This is a genomic window from Butyrivibrio sp. X503 (genome assembly GCF_003625475.1).
In the GTDB taxonomy this organism is placed as follows: Bacteria; Bacillota; Clostridia; order Lachnospirales; family Lachnospiraceae; genus Butyrivibrio.
Genome location: NZ_RAIQ01000003.1, coordinates 125,726 through 146,210, shown reverse-complemented (window position 1 = coordinate 146,210; position 20,485 = coordinate 125,726). Strand labels below are relative to the sequence as shown.

General features: G+C 42.3%; 14 protein-coding genes. All 14 read left to right on the top strand.

What is annotated here, in order from left to right:
- Window positions 1-50 precede the first annotated feature (50 nt).
- Window positions 51-1,694 (top strand): ABC transporter substrate-binding protein, encoded by a 1,644-nt coding sequence (locus tag D6853_RS06085; RefSeq protein WP_120657152.1) that lies wholly within the window; start codon window positions 51-53, stop codon window positions 1,692-1,694.
- Between the two features lie 98 nt (window positions 1,695-1,792).
- Window positions 1,793-3,658 (top strand): glycoside hydrolase family 35 protein, encoded by a 1,866-nt coding sequence (locus D6853_RS06080; protein WP_120657151.1) that lies wholly within the window; start codon window positions 1,793-1,795, stop codon window positions 3,656-3,658.
- 9 nt (window positions 3,659-3,667) lie between these two features.
- On the top strand, window positions 3,668-5,764 hold the full coding sequence (locus D6853_RS06075) for a glycoside hydrolase family 2 TIM barrel-domain containing protein (protein WP_120657150.1): 2,097 nt from the start codon (window positions 3,668-3,670) through the stop codon (window positions 5,762-5,764).
- A 172-nt stretch (window positions 5,765-5,936) separates the two neighbouring features.
- The gene (locus tag D6853_RS06070) at window positions 5,937-7,001 is read left to right on the top strand and encodes a hypothetical protein (protein ID WP_120657149.1); all 1,065 of its coding nucleotides are present in this window, start codon (window positions 5,937-5,939) and stop codon (window positions 6,999-7,001) included.
- A 27-nt stretch (window positions 7,002-7,028) separates the two neighbouring features.
- Complete coding sequence (locus tag D6853_RS06065) at window positions 7,029-8,597, top strand: hypothetical protein (protein ID WP_120657148.1); 1,569 nt, start codon at window positions 7,029-7,031, stop codon at window positions 8,595-8,597.
- Window positions 8,598-8,622: 25 nt separating this feature from the next.
- Window positions 8,623-10,740, top strand: coding sequence for an XAC2610-related protein (locus D6853_RS06060; protein WP_120657147.1), 2,118 nt, complete (start codon window positions 8,623-8,625; stop codon window positions 10,738-10,740).
- 21 nt (window positions 10,741-10,761) lie between these two features.
- Window positions 10,762-11,355 (top strand): lysophospholipid acyltransferase family protein, encoded by a 594-nt coding sequence (locus tag D6853_RS06055; RefSeq protein WP_120657146.1) that lies wholly within the window; start codon window positions 10,762-10,764, stop codon window positions 11,353-11,355.
- Entirely contained in the window at window positions 11,355-13,073 is a 1,719-nt protein-coding gene (locus D6853_RS06050; RefSeq protein ID WP_120657145.1) for an AMP-binding protein, read from the top strand. The genes D6853_RS06055 and D6853_RS06050 overlap by 1 nt, the downstream gene beginning before the upstream one ends.
- A complete protein-coding gene (locus D6853_RS06045) occupies window positions 13,055-14,431 on the top strand; it encodes a B12-binding domain-containing radical SAM protein (protein WP_120657144.1) in 1,377 nt (458 codons plus the stop codon). The genes D6853_RS06050 and D6853_RS06045 overlap by 19 nt, the downstream gene beginning before the upstream one ends.
- Window positions 14,418-15,110 carry a CDP-alcohol phosphatidyltransferase family protein gene (locus tag D6853_RS06040; protein ID WP_120657143.1) on the top strand — a complete coding sequence of 231 codons (693 nt, stop codon included), beginning with the start codon at window positions 14,418-14,420 and terminating at the stop codon, window positions 15,108-15,110. The genes D6853_RS06045 and D6853_RS06040 overlap by 14 nt, the downstream gene beginning before the upstream one ends.
- The gene (locus D6853_RS06035) at window positions 15,097-15,741 is read left to right on the top strand and encodes a hypothetical protein (RefSeq protein WP_120657142.1); all 645 of its coding nucleotides are present in this window, start codon (window positions 15,097-15,099) and stop codon (window positions 15,739-15,741) included. Before D6853_RS06040 ends, D6853_RS06035 begins: the two co-directional genes overlap by 14 nt.
- A 165-nt stretch (window positions 15,742-15,906) precedes the next feature.
- Window positions 15,907-16,305, top strand: a complete 399-nt coding sequence (locus D6853_RS06030) for a hypothetical protein (RefSeq protein ID WP_120657141.1) — start codon at window positions 15,907-15,909, stop codon at window positions 16,303-16,305.
- Between the two features lie 628 nt (window positions 16,306-16,933).
- Window positions 16,934-18,277 carry a 23S rRNA (uracil(1939)-C(5))-methyltransferase RlmD gene (rlmD, locus tag D6853_RS06025; protein ID WP_243108308.1) on the top strand — a complete coding sequence of 448 codons (1,344 nt, stop codon included), beginning with the start codon at window positions 16,934-16,936 and terminating at the stop codon, window positions 18,275-18,277.
- A gap of 409 nt (window positions 18,278-18,686) precedes the next feature.
- Window positions 18,687-20,483, top strand: coding sequence for a Na/Pi cotransporter family protein (locus D6853_RS06020; RefSeq protein WP_120657140.1), 1,797 nt, complete (start codon window positions 18,687-18,689; stop codon window positions 20,481-20,483).
- Window positions 20,484-20,485 lie beyond the last annotated feature (2 nt).

Below are 20,485 nucleotides of genomic sequence, written 5' to 3'. Positions count from 1 at the left end.
AGAAATGAGTTCAGGTTTTTTATTTTTTCATTTAAAGAAGGAGGATTCAAATGAAGAAAAAGTTACTGGCAGCCCTGCTTAGCGTAAGCATGGTAATTGGGTTAGCAGCTTGCGGCTCATCAGGATCAAGTGCCGGAACAGGCTCTGCACCTGCATCAAGCGGAGATGAGAGCGGCGCATCTGCAAATGAAGCTGCTGCGGAGATCGACACTTCTGAGCACGTTGTGATCAACTATCTTACCACGGGAGATCCCCCGGAGGCAGGAACAGAGAAGGAAGCCAATCTCAACGAGATGCTCGGCGAACTTAATAAGATCCTTACAGAGAAATGTAATGCAGAGATTCAGATCTATTACATTCCTTGGACAGATTATCTTTCAAACTATAACCTTACACTTGCAAGAATGGACGGCAGCGTAGACCTTATAGGAACAGCTTCAGACTGGCTCGATGCTTGGCCTAATGCCAAGAACGGTGCTTTCCTCGAGCTTTCAGAGGATATGCTCAAGACATACGCACCCAAGACTTGGGAGAGCGTTCCCGCAGATCACTGGGAGCTTTGCAAATACAACGGCGAGATCTATCTCATGCCTGAGGACAACTTCGCACAGTGGACCAACCACGGCTGGATCTACAGACTTGACTGGGCTAAGGAAGCCGGACTTGAGAACGGCGTTCACAGCTGGGAAGACATGTCTAAGTACGTTCTTTGGGTAAAAGAGAACAAGAAAGACCTTAAGTATGTTTGGGATTCTGACGGAACAGAGTACGCTCAGATGTCAAACGGATGGATCGCATCACATACAGATTTTGTAGCTATCGACGGTATCTGCTCAGGCGCTCTTTGGGGCGGCACAAAGTCAGACCTCTACAAGGTTACAACACCTGTTATGACAGAGACAGAGTCACTTGTTGAGTACGCTAAGCTCATGAAGGAATGGTCACAGGCAGGTATCTGGCCTACAGACGTTCTTAACAATACATCAGGAAGCAACAGAGACGAGTTCAGAGTTGGACAGGTTGGCGTTGAGCAGCACCACACACAGACATGGACAGACCTTTGCTCAGCTACAGCACAGAACACGATCTATAAGGATGACCCTAAGGCAGAGACAGGCTTCTTCTACTTCGGTGAGGAGACCAAGAACGTAGTAGCACTTTCAATCACACACGGTGCTATGGCAGTATCTGCAGGAAGTGCTAATCCCGAGAGAGCACTTATGGTTTACGACCTTATCAGAAACGACAAGGATTGCTACATGCTCTTCAACTACGGTATCGAAGGAAAGTCATGGGAGCTCGATGAGAACGGACTTAGAAAGACTCCCGACAGCTACAACCCCGATACAGAGAACATCAACGGTATGACTAACTACTGGTGGGGCAGAAACGACGACCTTGAAGTTAAGGATGCTACAAGAAACTGGGATGCAATCGACAAGCTCTATGCAGAGTATGACAAGATCAAGATCGACTATCCTTACGGACAGTTCGTTCCCGAGGTTGACAGCATTCAGGCTAAGATCGACAACTGTAACGAGCAGTACACTAACTACATGAAGCAGATCTCTTACGGTATCTACAACGGAAGTGCCGAGGACATCGTAGCAGAGATGCAGGCAGCTCTTAAGTCTGCCGGTATCGACGATGTTACCGCAGAGCTTCAGAAGCAGTTTGACGAGCTTTATAAGTAATAAGACACAATAATAAAAAGGGAATACTTTTCTTTGGGATTAGTATTCCCTTTTTTAAAAAGACTTTTTTATGAGGGATATTCTAGAAAGACACTATCATGGCGAAATTTGAGATCAAAGATAAATTCTATCTTAACGACGAACCCTTTAAGATCATATCCGGAGTTTTCCACTATTTCAGGACAGTTCCCGAATATTGGAAGGACAGACTCCTTAAATTAAAAGCTCTCGGATGCAACACGGTTGAGACATACATACCGTGGAATCTCGTGCAGCCGGGGAGAGACGTATTTTGTTTTGAAGGCTTTTGCGACATCGAGAAGTTCATAGAAACTGCGACTGAGATCGGCCTTTACATCATAATAAGACCGTCACCTTATATCTGCGCAGAGTGGGAATTCGGAGGACTTCCGGCGTGGCTTCTCAAGGACAGAGGAATGCGCCTCAGGGTAAGCTACAAGCCCTTTATGGATGCTGTAGAGGATTATTATCAGGTTCTTTTGCCTAAGCTTGCTAAATATCAGATCACAAAAGGCGGAAACATCATCCTGATGCAGGTCGAGAACGAGTACGGATACTACGCGAACGACAAGGAGTACCTCACTGCGATGCGCGACATCATGAGAAAGTACGGCATCGAGGTTCCGCTCATCACTTCGGACGGCCCCTATCACGACAGCTACAGGGGAGGAAGCATTGAAGGCGTGCTGCCTTCCGGTAATTTCGGATCCAAGACCAAAGAGAGATTCGACGTTCTTAAACACTACACGGGCGATGGCCCATTGATGTGCGCTGAGTTCTGGGTGGGCTGGTTTGACCACTGGGGCAACGGCGGACACATAAAAGGAAATCTCGCTAAGAGCGCAGAGGACCTTAAGACCATGCTTGAGATGGGAAACGTGAACATTTACATGTTTGAGGGAGGAACCAATTTCGGCTTCATGAACGGCTCCAACTACTACGACGAGCTGACTCCCGACGTCACAAGCTACGACTACGACGGCCTGCTTACTGAGGACGGCCGCATTACCGAGAAATACAGAGTTTATAAGGAAATAATCGGCAGATACAACGCCGTTTCGGAAGAGATCCTTCCCAAGATAAAAAGAGCCGGCTACGGAAAAATAAGGTGCAGCGAGAAGGTGAGTCTTTTCTCCGCGCTAGATGACATCAGCACCAAGACGCATCTTCCGTACACGGTAAACATGGAAGAGCTTGATCAAAGCTACGGCTACATCCTATACAGATCAAGACTTCATTCAGAGGCGGGAATAGAGAGGATAAGGCTTTGGGAGACTTTCGACAGAGCCAACATCTTTGTTGATGAGAAGCCTCTTTTGACCTTGTATGATCATGAACTGGAAAAAGAGCATGAGATACCGATCGAGAAATACCTGTCGGTAAGCGCTCCCGCAAAAGAGCTTGCGAATAAGATCATGGAAGAAAACGGCGCTACGCTTGAAGCCGTTGATGAGAATCTCGGAGATCCCGGACTTTGTACGGGAAGCTTTGACGGCTTTAACGAGCGATTTGACGTGCTTGTCGAGAACATGGGACGCGTTAATTTCGGGCCCAGGATGGAGACGCAGCGCAAGGGGATCGGAAGGTGCGTGCAGATAAACGGCCACATCCACAACGACTGGGACATCTATCCGCTTCCGCTTGATAACATTGATAAGCTTGATTTTGATAAAGACTACATTGAGGGCACACCCTCTTTTTACAAATTTAAATTTGATGTGAGCGAAAAAGGCGACACCTTCCTTGACCTCGAAGGTTGGGGCAAGGGCGTGGCATTTATCAACGGCTTTAATCTCGGACGTTTCTGGGAGATCGGGCCGCAAAAGAGATTGTACATCCCCGCGCCTCTTTTGAAGGATGGGGAGAATGAGCTTGTCATCTTCGAGACGGAGGGCAAGGTCACAGATTTTATAGAATTAAAGGACGAGCCGGATATCGGCTGAGGTTTTGCTATGGATACTGTTAAAAAGATACTGACAGGCGGCTGGAAATTTCATTACGGGGAGTGCGAAGAAGCGTGGTACAAGGGCTTTGACGACAGCTCCTGGGAGGCGGTCACGGTGCCGCACGACTTTGCCGTCACAGCGCCGTTTTCGGAGGAATATTCAAGCGGAACGGGCTATCTTCGCGGCGGTATCGCGTGGTACAGGCTCTCGGTGAAGATCCCGGAGGAGTATAAGGGAAAGCGCATCAGTCTTGTTTTTGACGGCATCTATAAGAACAGCTACGTGTGGGTCAACAGCTATTTCATGGGCAAAAGACCTTACGGCTACTCGGAGATCGTCTATGACATTTCAGACAGGGCTTCGTTTGGCGATGAGCCGACTGTCATCTGCGTTAAGGTTGTGCATACGGACATCTCGGATTCGAGGTGGTTTACGGGAAGCGGCATTACTAGGAAGGTTTCGCTTGTCGTTTCGGAGAAGATTGCTCCCGTGATGCACGGACTTTCTTTTAACACGGTTATCATCGGAAGCTCGGGCGACAAGAGCGTTGCGGAAGTTAACGTGAGCCAGAAGATATTTACAGGCGTAAGCTGTGATTCCAGGGTGCATGCTAAGTGCGTTGTATATGATAATAAGGGCTTATCTGTTCTTTCGATGGAAAAAGAGCTTGAGAAGAGCGAAGACGGCCTCTGCACTGTAAACTTCTGGGGAACTATAGAGTATCCAAAGCTCTGGTCTGTGGATGAGCCAAATCTCTATACGCTCGATACTTTTATAAAGATCGGATTGGAGGAGTACCTCGCCGATTCGCAGAAGGTTGGAATAAGAACAATTTCTTTTGACCCCGACAAGGGCTTTTTCTTGAATGGTAAGAATATGAAGCTTAAGGGTGTCTGCGTGCATCACGACGGTGGCTGTCTCGGCGCTGCGATGAAGAAAGAGGTCTGGAGGCGTAGGCTAGAGCTACTCAAAAAGTCGGGCTGCAACGCGATAAGATGCAGTCACAATCCTCATATGCCTGAGCTCTATGAGCTTTGTGACGAGCTAGGTTTTCTTGTGATAGATGAGGCTTTTGATGAGTGGGAGAATCCCAAGAATAAGTGGCATCGGGGACACAACGTGTATCCGCCGAAGCACCAGGGCTATTACGAGGATTTCCCTGCGTGGCATGAAGAGGATCTTCGCACGATGATAAGGCGCGACAAGAATCATCCGAGCGTCATTATGTACAGCATCGGAAATGAGATAGATTATCCGAACGATCCGTACTGTCATCCGATATTTACGAAGATGACGGGCAACAACGACAATAATAAGCCCGCCAAAGAGATGGAGTACGATGTCAATAAGCCAAATATGGAGCGGCTTGTGGCGATAGCAAGGGAGCTTGCGGACATCGTAAGGGACGAGGATCCGACGAAGCCAGTTACGGCTGCTGCGGCTTTTCCCGAACTCTCATCAAAGCTTGGATTTAACGATGTCATGGACGTCGTCGGCTACAACTACAAGGAGCACCTCTACGCTGCGGACCACAAGCGCTTTCCCGGAAAGCCCTTTGTCGGCAGTGAGAACAGCCACAGCATTGAAGCATGGAATGCGGTAAAAGACAATGATTATATCTGTGGGCAGTTCCTCTGGACGGGCATCGACTATCTCGGCGAAGCACATGGCTGGCCGATTCACGGCTCCGGCGCGGGATTTATCACGACTGCCGGCTTCCCTAAGGCAGAGTTTGGCGAAAGAGCGAAGCTCTGGGGCGGAAGAGGCGTGAGCGTGCAGGGCGGCGTTAAGTTGTGGCAGCCTGAGATTTCTGTTGACGGCGATACCATGGAGAGCGCAGGCGATATCGGCTATCTTTACCAGCTTCTTATAACCGGCGCGGGCAACGCCGAGTATAGAGTTGAGGTATCGGGAGCGGGTGAGCTTGCCGGAATTGACAACGGCGACCTCTCGGACAACACCTCTTTTTCATCCGATTCCAGGAAATGTTACGAAGGCAATCTTGCTGTTTATGTGAGACGCACCGGAGTTGGTGAGATCAATGTGACGATATATGATGTAATATCTTCTGAAGAAAAAGCTAATATGATACTAGAGGCCTAAAGTGATAATAAATCAAGTGCCTCAGAGTATGAAACCGGCTAAGTGTAATGGTCACGGAAAATCAGTATTTTCCGTGATCTTTTTATTGATTTAAAATGTTAAGGAGTGTAATATAACTTTGTGACATATAATGTAAAGATATTAAATTATCGTGGCATATAAAGAGGAGAAGATGAAAAATAAAAAAGTATTGTTGCTTATGTTGGCTCTTTTAGCTATACCACTGTCACTGTGCGGTTGCATGGGGAATTATACAAGCGTAGATGTGAAAAAATATTTGGCGGAAAGAGGATTGGGGTATTGTCATGTTTCAGCGTCGCCGGCGGGTGAGATTGACGGTGAGAAGTATTGGAACGTAACAGATACCAAATACAATGTTGATTTTACTGTGACAGAAGAACTTCGTGTTGGATTGTTTGGCAGCAGAGTCCTTGTTGATAATTATGATGCCAAATTTGTTGAGCGCTATTTGGATGAGCTTCCCGATCATGAAGGCGTTGAACTGTCTATTCCGGATGATATGCACGAAGAATGGGCTTCTTTTAGATTTGAATATACCAATCTCGATGAACTGAAGAGGAAATTTGAGGGCATAGAAGCGTGTGCAGATAAACTGGATTCTATAAAGAAGAATATCAAAATTGTTATAGGTCCCAAATACAAAAGTGAAAGAATGAATTTCTATGAAGAAAACTTACTCGGAGATATTTCGGATTACATCAATAATGGGTATATATGCCGTTGTGAAGAAGTAAAAGTAGGTGATCAACTAAAGAGTAGTATAAAGCGTTATTTTGACCTGGGATACCAATATCATTTTCCGGAAATAGAATCCGAGATGACGGAGGATGATATTAAAACATATTGGAACGAGCATGAAGATGAGTATGTCGCAGTGTATCTTTCCGGGGATCCGGAAGATGAGAATAATAAAGATTATAGAGTACATAAAGACATTCTTTTTAGTGGATATATAAATTTTGGTAATCTCTATTATCTTTTGATCGCGGAGGGATTTGACGTCGAAGGTACGGTTGATGATTTTTCGGTATACAACAAAGACGGAAAGCTATGCAGGTTCTCGTATGAGTTTGTCGGAAAAGGAGAATATAACACCTATTACCTGGTTGATGATGAGGTTGTTTCATGTGATGCCAATTATTTTGAATTATATAAAACAAGCGTAAAGGACCTGTTTGGGCTGACCATAGATTGTTATAAATATTTAGGTAAATAATCAAATAAAGAAGTATTAAGGGGAAAGATGAAAAAAAGAATTAAAAGACTGCTGGTTTTGACCGGCGTTTGTATATATTTAACCGGGTGCACCGGCAATAATAAAACCACCGAAAGACTTGTTGAGGAAACAGTGGCAGATAGTAGCACAACTACGTCAGAGGAATCAGCGGCGGATAGTAGCACAACAACGTCATATGAAACATATGCAAACAGATACAGCGTGGATAACAAGGTATTTATTTCCAAGGAAACGGATTTCTATGCCAATATGGAGTTAGCTACTGTGGATACGGTGATTGCAGTTGAAAATGAAGATGAATCTCCTGAGGCTGTACGTAAAATATGGGACGAAAGAATAAAAAACGTTGCCGATAACATCAAGAGCGGCAACGTGTCAAAAGAGACCCAAGAAAAACTGGACGAGGTCCTTATAGCCTGGGAAAAATATGATGAAGAAATAATACTTTTGGATAAAGGACTGTACGGAACAAACGGCATAGTACCCGGCAGTATGTACAAGGATATGCTTACCGATCATGTAATGACTGAGTATGAGATGATCGGCGGAGCGTTCCTGTCATGGGAGTATGAACTTCTCGGAGCAAATTCCATGAAGCTCAATGTTTTATCAGAAGGATCAGATCTGTCAAATGTACATTGGAGCGATTTTAGTGATAAAAGCGTAGTTATGGAATATGACAGTGATTTCGAGGCTATGCTGGGGGAATATGATCCCGAAAGTGCGGATACTGAAGACTATTATTCTTTTTCAAAAGAGTTGTGTTCACAGCTTGATGAGAAGACAGACTCCGAGCTTGGGTATGAGCAGTACGTAGATGATTATTATACATTGATCTGTTCTATGGCGAACCTTGAGAAGAGCATTTCTGATGATGAAACGGCTGAATATATCAAAACGATCAGGATGAAAGTTCTTTTTCTTAAGCTTTTAAATGCGAAGTTTTTAATGAATATAGGACAGGATAATTACGGAGCGATACTAGAAGATAAGATTAAAGCGCAATTAAGTCGGGATCTGACTGATTGCAAAACCGATATTTCATACTCGGAGATTGATTGTGGAAACGATGGTAAAAAAGAAATTCTGGCCACTGTTTCTTATGATCATGATGGCGTATATCATGAAGTCTTTTGCGTGTTATCACAGGATTACCGGCTTGAGTTTTCCATTGATTCAGCAGGGACGGATGAAGTAGCTATTGATGAAAAAGGAATGGTTGAAACAAGCAGAAACGTACAGGCAAATGTGCGTAATTATGAGTTTGGATATCTGGACTGCGAAGGAAATTACAACTTTAAATATGGCAAAAATTATTATCTTACCGCTTCGGCTTTTGAAAAGCTGGAAGGAATCGATGAATCCTGGAATGACGTACAAATAGAGGAGTATTACTTCACCGAGGATGACAGCTCAAAAGAGTATAAGTATTGCATCTTTAAACTTTATGAGAATTTCGAAAAGGTAGATGATGAAGTATTGTATGATCCCACCGGAAAATACTGTAAGGCATTTAATGACGCCGGCTTAGAGCTTATTTCATTAAAAGAGATAGAAGAAAAAATAAACGTGTGAATAATATATAAGGAGAGAGAAAAGTATGAAAAACAAATTTTTAAAACCGATTATTGTGGCGGGTATCTGCACCTTTTTAATGGGATGTTCAGGCATTGGGGACAATAACGATACCAATAAAGATGCCAATGAAAATCTTGGCATAGTTACCGAAGATGCTGAGATAAACAAAGAGCTTTCAAAGGTATTTCAGTTTGATGATGAAAAGATGATTGAGTCCGCGGAGTGGGTAGATGACGAGCATAGCTTGTATCATGTAGCGGTTGGGCGAACAGAAGAAGATCCCGACGAATACATGCATTTGGAGGATTACTTTTTTGCCAAAGAAAACGACAAGATAATCTCATTAAAGGTAGATTATCCTTCGAAAAAAGCTTCCATGGACAGTGATCGATATGTATTTGAGGCGTGCGATTTTGATGTCGAATATGTGGATGTAAGTTTTGACGGACATAAAGACATTGTTATCTCACTTGGCAGTCAGAGCTCAAGCGGAATGAGCGTGTATTGTGCATATGTTTATGAAGACGGTGAGTATGTATATAAGAAAACATTCGAGGAAATCTCCAATTATAGGGTAGATGAAAATGAAAAAGTAATCATCGGAACCTACAGGCACAGTAATGATGAACATAACGAAGTTAAGTACGAGTATAAAGACAAAGATTTTGTCATGTTAGAAGAGGAAACAAAGTCTAATTTCAGCACTAATGATTATTTCTTTGAAGAAAAAGATTCCGAGTACACATACGATGTAAAGCTGTTTTTTGAGGAAGATATAAAAACGGTTGATTTATCGGTAAAGAAAATAGCTTCTTATGAGAATGGCAATGTTTATTCTCTGTGCATTCAGCATGAGGACTGCCCGGGAAGAATGTATTGGGGAACGGGAGACAGATTCAGCATCGGCCCCGTCTATGTAACCGCGGATAAGATTTATTTGATACCTTGGGAAACTGAAGTTCCTTCCGAAGAAGATTTTTTGAATGAAGGAATGGTAATATGCTCAGGAAGTGATTCGGGAAAAGTCCGTGATGACGATGGATGGGTAACAGAGCTTGAAAACAGCGGTGACGTATGTAAATGCAGTATATATAATCCGTCGGAAGGAAGCACCTTCTATTGGAATTATGAATGGACAAAAGGCAAGGGGCTTACCTTCTTCAGATCCGGATACGGTGCTGAGGGAGACCCTATAGAAATCACTTTGCAGACAGATGATAGTACCGAAAAAAACAGTGACGACGGGGAAACAAATGAGAATACCAAAAAGAGCGGTAACGGCCAAGCTATAGAACCGGATGAGGCGGAGAATGATTTTACCAAGGCTGTCAAAGAAGATTTGGAGAAGGGTAGTAAGCTTGGAAGCTATGTCGTAGATCTTGATGACGATGGAAAGAAAGAAGCTTTTGTAATCCAGGGAAGACCTGAAGATGAATATGCGAAATATAACAATGGTAAGCCTGTATTTTGGGAAGTGTCCGATGTATGGTTTGTGGATGAATCGAGTAAAGCTGAGCATATAGATGAAATAACGGATAAGGGGCATATTGATTTTTACGTGACGCAAAGCACAGCTTCTTTTGATAATAACACGTTCATAGCCCTTAACGGAGGAATGGCCGCTGATGGTCTTGGATTTGTTTATACGGTTAAAGATGACAAATTGGTAAATGCTACTCCGACCGCGTGGGCGCAAGGGAAAAAGTTTTTTACGCAAGACGGCTTACAGTGGGACCTTGAAATGTACGGTAATTTCATAGAACCTGATAAAGGAGAAACCTTGTCCAATGCTATGATGAGAACCGGACGATGCGATGTCCCGTATCAAATGTATATGGAAGATGGAGTGTTCAAGCTTTATGATGCCAAGGAGTTAACTGAAAAAGAGGCTGAAAACTACAAGGGAGTGAATTTATCATTTGTAAGTAATCCCGAGGCGGTTCAGTATATCCTAAGAGACAATAATGAGCTTGATGTAAACTATGTGACCAAAAACAAAAATGAATACGAATTCAATGCGGAGAGATATACAATATCAGAGGATGGAAAAAACTGTGAATATAAAGATACAGTAAATGGTTACTTTGCTGTGGATGTAAGCAATTACGATGCATGGGATTTTTTGCAGACTGAACACTAAATAATAGAAAAAGAGTTTGAAATGAAAGAGAAAGCATATTTATATAAAATAATGCGGCCGGTAAGTTATTGGCTGTTTCGCATAGTTTATAACCCAACGATCGTAAATGAGCGGAATATCCCGGCTGAAGGAAGATGCGTTATAGCCGGAAATCACAAGCATGCATTGGATCCTATTCTTGTCGATTGTTGCACAAAAAGGGTGGTACATACTCTGGCAAAGAAGGATCTGCATGATGGGATATTCGGTTGGTTTTTCAGAGCTATCGGTACGATTCCCGTAGATCTTCATGCAGAGCATAATAGAGATGCCCTGGAGCAGGCAGTGGATTATTTAAATAATGATGCGCTCATCAATCTTTCACCGGAAGCTAAGCGCAATTATACGGACGAGATCTTGCTTCCGTTTAAATACGGTGCGGTTGTTATGGCCAAACGTACAGGGAGCATGATAGTTCCATATTCCATCACGGGAGATTATAAGTTTGGGAAAAATAATCTCAAGATCGTATTCGGAGACCCCATCGATGTTTCCAAGCTCGATGTAGAGGAAGCAAATAAATTGCTTTTTGATAAGGTAAAAAAATTGATTATTGAAAACAGAGAGAATGTGTAATGAATAATAACGTTAAAACTCCTTGGTACAGTTTCTATGACGGAGTTCGGGAACATCTGGATTATCCTGATAATTCTCTTTATGAACTTCTAAAAGAGAGTGCCGACAGGCACCCGGAATATACAAGCTATAACTATTTCGGAACAAAGAATACCTATAAGGGTCTTTTGGACCGGATAGACAAATGTGCAAGGGCTTTCAAAAGCTTGGGTGTAGCCGCCGGAGACAAAGTCAGTATATGTATGCCGAATACACCGGAAGCTATCATCAGCTTTTATGCCATAAACATGATCGGGGCTGTTGCAAATATGATCCATCCCCTGTCAGCGGAACCGGAGATAAAGACATTCTTAAATTTATCGGAGAGTAAATTTATTGTTGCGATAGATCTTGCTTATAATAAGATCGATCATATCTTTTCCGAGACAGGACTTAGATCGGCAATCCTTGTTTCCGTTGCGGATTCAATGCCTATTCATATGAAATGTCTTTACAAGCTTACTAAGGGAAGAAAAGTCAGCATTCCAAAAAGTGATCGTATCATCATGTGGAATGATTTTATCGGGCTTGGTGATAAGTTTACCGGTAAGATCGATCATTGCCATAAAGGAGCTGAAGTAGCCGCAATACTTTACAGCGGAGGAACTTCGGGAGATCCGAAGGGAATAGAACTTACTAATTTGAATTTCAATGCCTTGGCAATGCAGGGAATAGAAGCGTGCGCGTGTCTCAACGAGAAGGACAAGATCCTTTCCATTATGCCGATCTTTCACGGCTTTGGCCTTGGAATATGCATACATACAGCGCTTTATAAAGGAATGGAAGCAATAATACTTCCGCAGTTTAGTATTAATACTTTTCACACTCTTATTAAGAAGTATAAGCCGAACGTTATCGCAGGAGTGCCGACTTTGTATGAGGCACTTTTGAAAAACAAAAAACTTGACGGATACGATCTTTCTTTTTTAAGATGTGTCATTTCGGGCGGAGATTCGCTCTCCATAAGTTTGAAAAATAAGATCGATGATTTCCTCCACAGTCACGGAGCCAATACGCAGGTTCGCGAGGGGTACGGTCTTACCGAGTGCGTCACGGGAAGCTGTCTGACACCGATCAACTATTATCGCGAGGGAAGCATAGGCATTCCTTATCCTGATACTTATTACAAGATAGTCAGTCCACAGACAACCAAGGAGCTTCCATATGGTGAAGAAGGTGAGATTGTCATTAACGGTCCGACTGTTATGAAGGGATATCTGAAGGACGAAGAGGAGACTACAAAAGCGCTCAGACTCCATGAAGACGGGCTCATCTGGCTTCATACGGGAGACCTTGGATATATGGATGAAGATGGCTTTGTTTATTTCAAACAGAGGTTAAAAAGAGTCATAGTCAGCTCAGGTTATAACATTTATCCGCAGTATATAGAAAATATAATTGACTCGCATCCGGATGTTCTCATGTCTTGCGTTATAGGAATAGATCATCCTTATAAGACACAGGTTGCAAAAGCATTTATTGTTTTGAAAAACGGTATATCTCCCGATGTGGGAAAACTGAATTCGATAAAGGCTCATTGTGAAAAGAATCTGGCTAAGTATTCATGGCCGTTCGAATATGAATTCAGAGAAGAGCTGCCCAAAACTTTGGTCGGAAAAGTGGCATACAATGAACTCGTTAAGGAGGAAACACAAAAGAAATGGAGAGAAATAAGCTGACTTTTTTGCTTATTCATCCTGAAATTTCACGTACAAGATATAACTTTGTAGGTGTTATTGAAAATGAATGTTTGGAACTTGAGTACATTTCAAGCGGTTTGCAAAATAAAGGACATGAAGTATTTATATATGACGGTCAGGTGGAGACCATGGGTGTTCCGATGGCTTTGGACAGATACAAGCCTGATGTGGTATATGTTTGCGGCAGGACCCGTCAGGAAAACTTCATGTTGGAGTACTGTAAAGAAGCAAAAGATTTTAATGAAAATACAATAACCATAATCGGCGGACTTCACGCCCAGCGCTGCTTTGAGAGGATGTATAAAGATTATGTGGACTACATTCTCACAAGCTTTGATATTTTTAATATCACGGAAATTGCAGATCATGCATATGGGAAATCGGCAGCAGATATTTCCGGGCTTGACGGAGTTTGCTATAAGAAAGACGGAAAATGGTACAGCAATCCCGCAAAGCCTTTTGATATAAAAAGACTTCCAAGACCCGACAGAAGTTATTTTTACAGCCATCCGAAGAATTACAGATATCTGGAGCTTGAACATTCGGCATGGGTCAGGACCGCGTATTGTTGTCCGTATCACTGTAAGTTCTGTGAGCGCAACAGGATGAATTCGGGGAAATACAGTCCGCGTGACATAGAAGATGTAGTTGATGAGATAGCGCAGATTCAAGCGGATAATATTTACATAGTGGATGATGATTTTCTTTTTGATGAGGAAAGAGTCGGAAGATTTATCGGGCTTCTCAAAGAAAAGGGCATCAACAAAAAATACATTTGCTACGGAAGATCGGATTTTATTGCGACTCATCCTGAGTTAATAAAAGACTTTAAGGAGGTCGGACTTTATTATTTACTGGTCGGTCTTGAGTCGGTTGATGATGCGCACCTTGAAATATATGATAAAAAATCAAGTGTCGGATATAACGAGAAGACGGTGGAGATATGCAACAATCTGGGCGTTAATATCATGGGTCTTTTTATTGTTGATCTTGATTACAGGAGAAAAGATTTTAAGAATCTGTACAAGTGGATAGTGGCTCATAAACTTAAGCATGTGGCGGTTTCGATATTTGTTCCGGAGTTTGGACTTGAGACCTACAAACAGTACAAGGACAGGATAATTACAGATAATCCGTCTCATTTTGATTATCTTCATGTGGTGGCAAAGCCAACATATTTAAGTGTCAGGAAGTATTATTTTTATTATTATATACTACTGATCAAATTATTCTTGAAGGCGAAAAGAGAAGGAGTCTACGACTTTATAGACTACGGAGATTACATCAGATCCTTCGTATCAAATATGTTTAGGAAGAGAAAAAATGACGACGAATAACTGTGATAATAAGAAAGATAATGTAAAGAAAATTGTACCGAGCAAGCTGGAGAATGCTTTTTATCCGATAGTCTACGGCACATTCGGAAAAATGATCCCGGAAAAAATGACGCCGAATCAGATGACTTTGCTCGGTGCGCTCGGAGGACTGTTTGGAATAATCTGCGCTTTTCTCGCAAAGCTCAATATCTTTTTCCTGATAGGAACTATTATCGGGCTGTTCATACATATAATCTGTGACGATCTTGACGGATATATCGCCAGAAAGAGAAATATGTCATCGGATGCGGGAGCGTTTTTTGACCTGCTGACTGACATTTTGCATATTACATATTTGCTTATAGGGCTTACTTTTTCGGAAGTTGCAAGCTTTCACGTTACGATTTTTCTTGTGCCGGTGTATGGGCTTTTAATGTTTACGGCAATGAATTACATCAGGTATTTGAATGAGTTTTTGTTTCCGAGACTTGGTCCCATAGAGACGCATCTTTTGTTTGCGGGAATATGCATAGTTGCTATGGTGTTTGGCTGTGAGCCTGTTATCACACTCGGCGGATATGGATTTACAGCTGCGGATATTATTTTTGTTCTGGGTGCAATTCCGATGTATTACGAGATGATACGTCTCCAGATTCAACTTTTCAATAGATTGAGTGATAAAGAAAATGCAAAAGAATGATGAATATATTTATGTGGTATTAGTCAGGGCGCTCACGGGCCTGGGGCAGTTTGCACGGAAATTATCGGGCTATGAATACACTCACATAGCAGTGTGCTTTGATGAGAAGCTTGATGATTTTATTACTTTTTCAAGGAAAAGACATTTCGCTCCGTTTGATTCCGGATTCATGCATGAGACCTTGGACTGCTACGCTTTTGGCAAAAATGAAAAAGTTAAACTGAAGGTTTTTAAAATACCGGTTAATGCGGAAAACATGCAGCGTATACGGCTGTTTGTTGATGAGATCGCGGGCGATAAAGATTATCTTTTTAATCTTTTGTCTATGGCGACGATGGGTCTTTTTCATGGCTTCAGAATTTACAAAGCTCATAACTGCATGTCTTTTGTAGGCAAGATAATTAGTCTTTCCGGTGCGGTTCCCATGGATAAAAAGTACTATAAATATGATATTCGCAGTATGGATGAGCTGCTTTCGTATTTTATATATAAAGAAGACTTTTTTTATAAGACAGATATTAAGAGACCGGATTACATGGACAGATGCTCGGTATTTAAGAATGCCGGAATGTTTTTGGCGCTGCTTGTGCGTCTGGTTTATAGGATGATTTTTAAGAGTATAGAGGAGTAGGGTGAAAAAACAAATCTCCCATGTTCAAATTTGACGAGCGTGGGAGTGTAATGTTAGTATATTTGTGCGGGGTTTTTAACACAGATACTTCCCGCGTTTGTTTTTTTGTTGAGGATAATTCTTTTTTTACGAGATAGAAAATATATTAGTTTTGAGAGGTTAGTTATGTCATCAATTATACAGAACAGTCAGGTTTTTAATAACGAGATTTCATTTTGCAGAGTTTACAGCATTGAGAGCAAGAAACTCCTTGAGGAGAGATTCCTTGCGCACAGAATTTCTTATTTCATCGAGTGGCAGGATAAGTCTTTTTTCCAGAAACTCTTTGACAGAAGCGGCAACAAGATCGTTTGCACCTTCAGGATCAACAGAAGTGACGCACCCAAGGCAAGAGAGCTTTGTCAGGGAATCGAGGGAATCAAGTTCAAGGACAACGGTGACCTCGACCTTGAAAATCGCATCAGGAGAAGAAGCGAGGCAGTTAAGGAGAAGGAAGACACCAGCTCCGATATGGATGTTCCTAAGATCAAAGTCGAAGAGATCTCAGGAAGCGATTCCGAGTGATTGTAGCTGCCCGGCGGCTGCTTTGTGAATTATGAGCGTTTGAAAGGTAGGGGATGTTCTTCTACCTTTTTTATTTCGGCTTTTGGCATGTCGCGGCCGGGATTTTTTTTCGGCTCGTTAGGCATGCCTATGTTGAGATTTGTCCTGTATGCATGTCGCTTTTGGATTATGGCGGAAGCAAATTTGATGATGTCGGCATGCAAATAAGGTTTTTTGTCTGGTATGCATGTCAATTTCGGATTATGCCGAGAGCAAATTTGATGATGTAGGCATGTAAATGTGAAGATACTTTCTATATGCATGTCGCTTTTGGGTGGCACATGAATCAAAATTGATGATTGTGGCATGTATATGTGGAATATAAGAGAATATGCATGTCAAGCAGCTTTGCGGCATGACATGTCAATAATGGAATAGATGTGATATGCATGCTGGGCTTGGATGAGGGTGGCATGTATATAGATGATAATTATCGTTTTACATGCCGAGCGAAAAAATCGAAGGCATGTATTTCGGAGAAAAATGCTGTTATGCATGCCGCGAGGTAGAATCGTCGGCATGTAAAAAGGCATGAATTGTTTAAATACATGCCTGAGTGATAGTTGTAGATATATTTTAGGAGTTTTTTATGGCAAAAGAGATCAAGAAGACCGCGCAAAGAAAGAATACATCGGCAAAGAAAGTGGCCGGGCAGGGAAAGAAGGCGCCTGCGTCTGCAAAGAAAGCATTCGCACAGGGAAAGAAGCCCGCGAATACAGCAAGTCGCAAACCTGTAAAGAGCGCCGGACGCAGCTTTAAGCGTGGTGAAGAAGCGAACGCAGTTTCAAAGAACAGTCGCTGCCCGTATTCCAAGAAGTGTGGCGCTTGTCAGATGATCGACACGCCTTACAACAAGCAGCTTAACCTCAAGCATGGCAAGGTGGCTAAGCTCCTCGAGCCCTACACCAAGCTTGCTTCTTTTATCGGAATGGAAGAGCCCGAGCACTACAGATGTAAGGTTCATGCGGTATTTACTCATGATAAAAAGGGAAGACCCCTTTCAGGAATATATAAAGAGGGAAGCCATGAAGTCGTTCCCGTTGAGAGCTGCCTGCTTGAAGATAAGAAGGCCGATGCGATCATTGCGACGATCAGAAACCTTCTTCCTTCGTTTAAGATAAAGACTTATGATGAGGACAACGGCTACGGACTTCTTCGCCATGTGCTCATAAGAATAGGTAAATATACAGGCGAGATCATGGTGGTACTCGTCACCGTTTCGCCCATTTTCCCGTCGAAGAACAACTTTGTGAAGGCTCTTTTGAAAGAGCATCCCGAGATCACTACGATCGTGCTCAATGTAAATGACAAGCAGACCAGCATGGTCCTCGGCGATAAGGAGAAGCCCATGTACGGCCCCGGATTTATCTACGACACATGCTGTGGCATGAAGTTTAAGATAAGCCCCAAGTCCTTCTATCAGGTAAATCCCGTGCAGACTGAGCTCCTTTATAAGACTGCGATCGACATGGCAGAGCTTTCCGGGAAAGAAACAGTGCTTGATTGTTACTGCGGTGTCGGAACGATCGGTATCATAATGAGTCCTCACGTAAAAGAGGTTATTTCGGTAGAGCTCAACAAGGATGCGGTAAAAGACGCTATTCTTAATGCCAAGATAAATGAAGTCAAGAACATCACCGTATATCAGAACGACGCGACCAGATTCATGCAGCAGATGGCCGATTCCGGCGACAAGGTAGACATCGTGTTTATGGATCCGCCAAGAGCCGGCTCCACGCCTGAGTTTATTTCATCAATGATCAGCCTGGCTCCCGCCAAGGTTGTGTATATATCCTGCAGCCCCGATTCTCTCGCGCGAGATCTGGGTCTCATCACCAAAGGCGGCTACAAAGTAAAGAAAGCCGTTCCGGTAGACATGTTCCCGTTTACCAGGGGAGTTGAGACCGTTGTTCTTCTAGCAAAGGTCGAATGACCTTTGCTAGAAGTTACAACGGTCCATGCGATAGCTGTCCAAGAAGTGGAGCCTTAGGCGAACACTGATTGGAGACAGCGAACCGCTGAGACGGTATGCTTATTGTCCAAACTTCATGAGGCGTAGCACCATATCAATGTAAAAGTGGATATGGATGAACTTGATCTAACAAGTGCCGAAGCCAAGGCTACATACAAGGAGATTGAAGAGGCTTTTAGACATTTTCAGATGATATAAATAAAAACTCATGACTATCGGTATTTGGTGGTCACGAGTTTTTTTACGTACATTTTTACCAATGTTGATAATAGATTTTACATGGATTTTACATAAAGCTGTCTATACATTTTACTTTCAAGAGATATTCTGATAAGCGGTTAAGTTGAAGATAGTAAAGAAAGGAATTTGTATGGATATTTTTAATGTTCTAAATATGATAGGTGGGCTATCCCTGTTTCTATATGGAATGAGCATGATGGGGAATGAACTGTCAAAGATGGCAGGCGGAAAGTTGGAAATAATTCTTGAGAAGCTTACTTCAAAGAGGATATTTGCGGTGTTGCTTGGCGCAGGAGTTACGGCAGTTATTCAATCATCATCTGCAACTACTGTCATGGTAGTTGGATTTGTAAATTCAGGAATTATGAAGCTAAATCAGGCTGTAGGTATTATTATGGGGGCAAATGTGGGTACAACTATTACATCCTGGATGCTTTCACTTACAGGAATCGAGGGAAGTACCATTTGGCTTAAGATGCTAAAGCCTTCATCATTTTCGCCTATATTAGCGGCGATAGGTATTATTTTAGTTATGTCAAACAAAGAAGAATCTAAGAAAAAGGATGTAGGTGGAATCTTACTTGGATTTGCGATTCTCATGTTTGGAATGGAAACAATGAGTGGAGCTGTGTCTGGGCTAGCAGACAATACTTCTTTTACAAGAATGATGACAGCTTTTAGGAATCCTATACTTGGAATGGCTGTTGGTGCAATTCTAACGGCAGTGATTCAGAGTTCATCTGCATCTGTTGGTATTTTGCAGGCACTTTGTTCTACCGGAGCTGTTCATTATGCAGTAGCACTTCCGATTATTATGGGGCAGAATATTGGAACCTGTGTAACCTCAATTATTTCATCTGTCGGGGCAAGCAAAAACGCACGCCGCTCGGCGATGATACATTTATATTTTAATCTTATAGGAACTATTGTTTTTATGGTTGTATTCTATTCATTGAATACAGTTATAGATTTTGTTTTTCTAGATAAAGCTGCCAATGCAGCAGGGATAGCTGTGATTCATAGTTTATTTAATATTGGCGCGGCAATACTCCTTTTTCCATTTGCAGATAAGCTCGTAAAGCTGGCTGAAATTACTATACCAAATGGAGTTGAGGAGCCGGAGGTTAAAAGGGATTCTATCATTATTGACGAGAGATTCTTGGATAGGCCGGCATTTGCAATGGAACTATGCCGTGGAAAAGTAAGAGAAATGGCGGAGCTTTGTCAGAAATCTATCGCCTTATCACTTGAAGCTCTATTAGAATATGACAAGAAAAAGGTTAAGGAAGTTACAAGACTTGAAGCTGTAGTCGATAAGTATGAGGATGCAATTGGCTCATATTTGGTAAAAGTATCAAGTAAGAATATTTCTAAATCGGATAGTCAAAGTATGTCGATTATTCTGCATAGTATCAGTAATCTTGAAAGAATTTCAGATCATGCTTTAGAGATTGTTAAATCAGCAGAAGAAATAAAAGATAAGGGCTTAGAGTTCAAGAAGAGGCAGCTTAGGGAAATGGAAGCTCTTTGCAGAGCGGTTAATGATATATGTGCACTAACTATTGATAGTTTTTGTAGAAATGATGTAAACGCTGCTGTTCATGTAGAGCCTCTTGAAGAAGTTATTGATACACTCTGCAAGACGATTAAGGAAAATCATATCAAGAGACTGAAGAAGGGCAAGTCTACTATTGAAATGGGATTTATTTTGGATGATGTATTGACCGGTTTGGAGCGAGTGTCTGATCATTGTTCAAATATTGCAGTTGAAATGATAACTATTTTAGATGATGATTATAATACGCATGAGTATTTTGAAAGCTTATCCAGTGAAGATAGAAAGAGCTTCAACAAAGAGTATGAAGAACTGATTAAGCATTACCCCATCAGTAAGAAAGAGATAGGACAGTCTAAGGACGCACAATAGGA

Coding starts and splice junctions, on each gene's coding strand:
- D6853_RS06075 (WP_120657150.1), top strand. CDS start 3,668: ATGGATACTGTTAAAAAGATACTGACAGGCGGCTGGAAATTTCATTAC.
- D6853_RS06060 (WP_120657147.1), top strand. CDS start 8,623: ATGAAAAACAAATTTTTAAAACCGATTATTGTGGCGGGTATCTGCACC.
- D6853_RS06050 (WP_120657145.1), top strand. CDS start 11,355: ATGAATAATAACGTTAAAACTCCTTGGTACAGTTTCTATGACGGAGTT.
- D6853_RS06080 (WP_120657151.1), top strand. CDS start 1,793: ATGGCGAAATTTGAGATCAAAGATAAATTCTATCTTAACGACGAACCC.
- D6853_RS06020 (WP_120657140.1), top strand. CDS start 18,687: ATGGATATTTTTAATGTTCTAAATATGATAGGTGGGCTATCCCTGTTT.
- D6853_RS06035 (WP_120657142.1), top strand. CDS start 15,097: ATGCAAAAGAATGATGAATATATTTATGTGGTATTAGTCAGGGCGCTC.
- D6853_RS06065 (WP_120657148.1), top strand. CDS start 7,029: ATGAAAAAAAGAATTAAAAGACTGCTGGTTTTGACCGGCGTTTGTATA.
- D6853_RS06055 (WP_120657146.1), top strand. CDS start 10,762: ATGAAAGAGAAAGCATATTTATATAAAATAATGCGGCCGGTAAGTTAT.
- rlmD (WP_243108308.1), top strand. CDS start 16,934: ATGGCAAAAGAGATCAAGAAGACCGCGCAAAGAAAGAATACATCGGCA.
- D6853_RS06070 (WP_120657149.1), top strand. CDS start 5,937: ATGAAAAATAAAAAAGTATTGTTGCTTATGTTGGCTCTTTTAGCTATA.
- D6853_RS06030 (WP_120657141.1), top strand. CDS start 15,907: ATGTCATCAATTATACAGAACAGTCAGGTTTTTAATAACGAGATTTCA.
- D6853_RS06085 (WP_120657152.1), top strand. CDS start 51: ATGAAGAAAAAGTTACTGGCAGCCCTGCTTAGCGTAAGCATGGTAATT.
- D6853_RS06040 (WP_120657143.1), top strand. CDS start 14,418: ATGACGACGAATAACTGTGATAATAAGAAAGATAATGTAAAGAAAATT.
- D6853_RS06045 (WP_120657144.1), top strand. CDS start 13,055: ATGGAGAGAAATAAGCTGACTTTTTTGCTTATTCATCCTGAAATTTCA.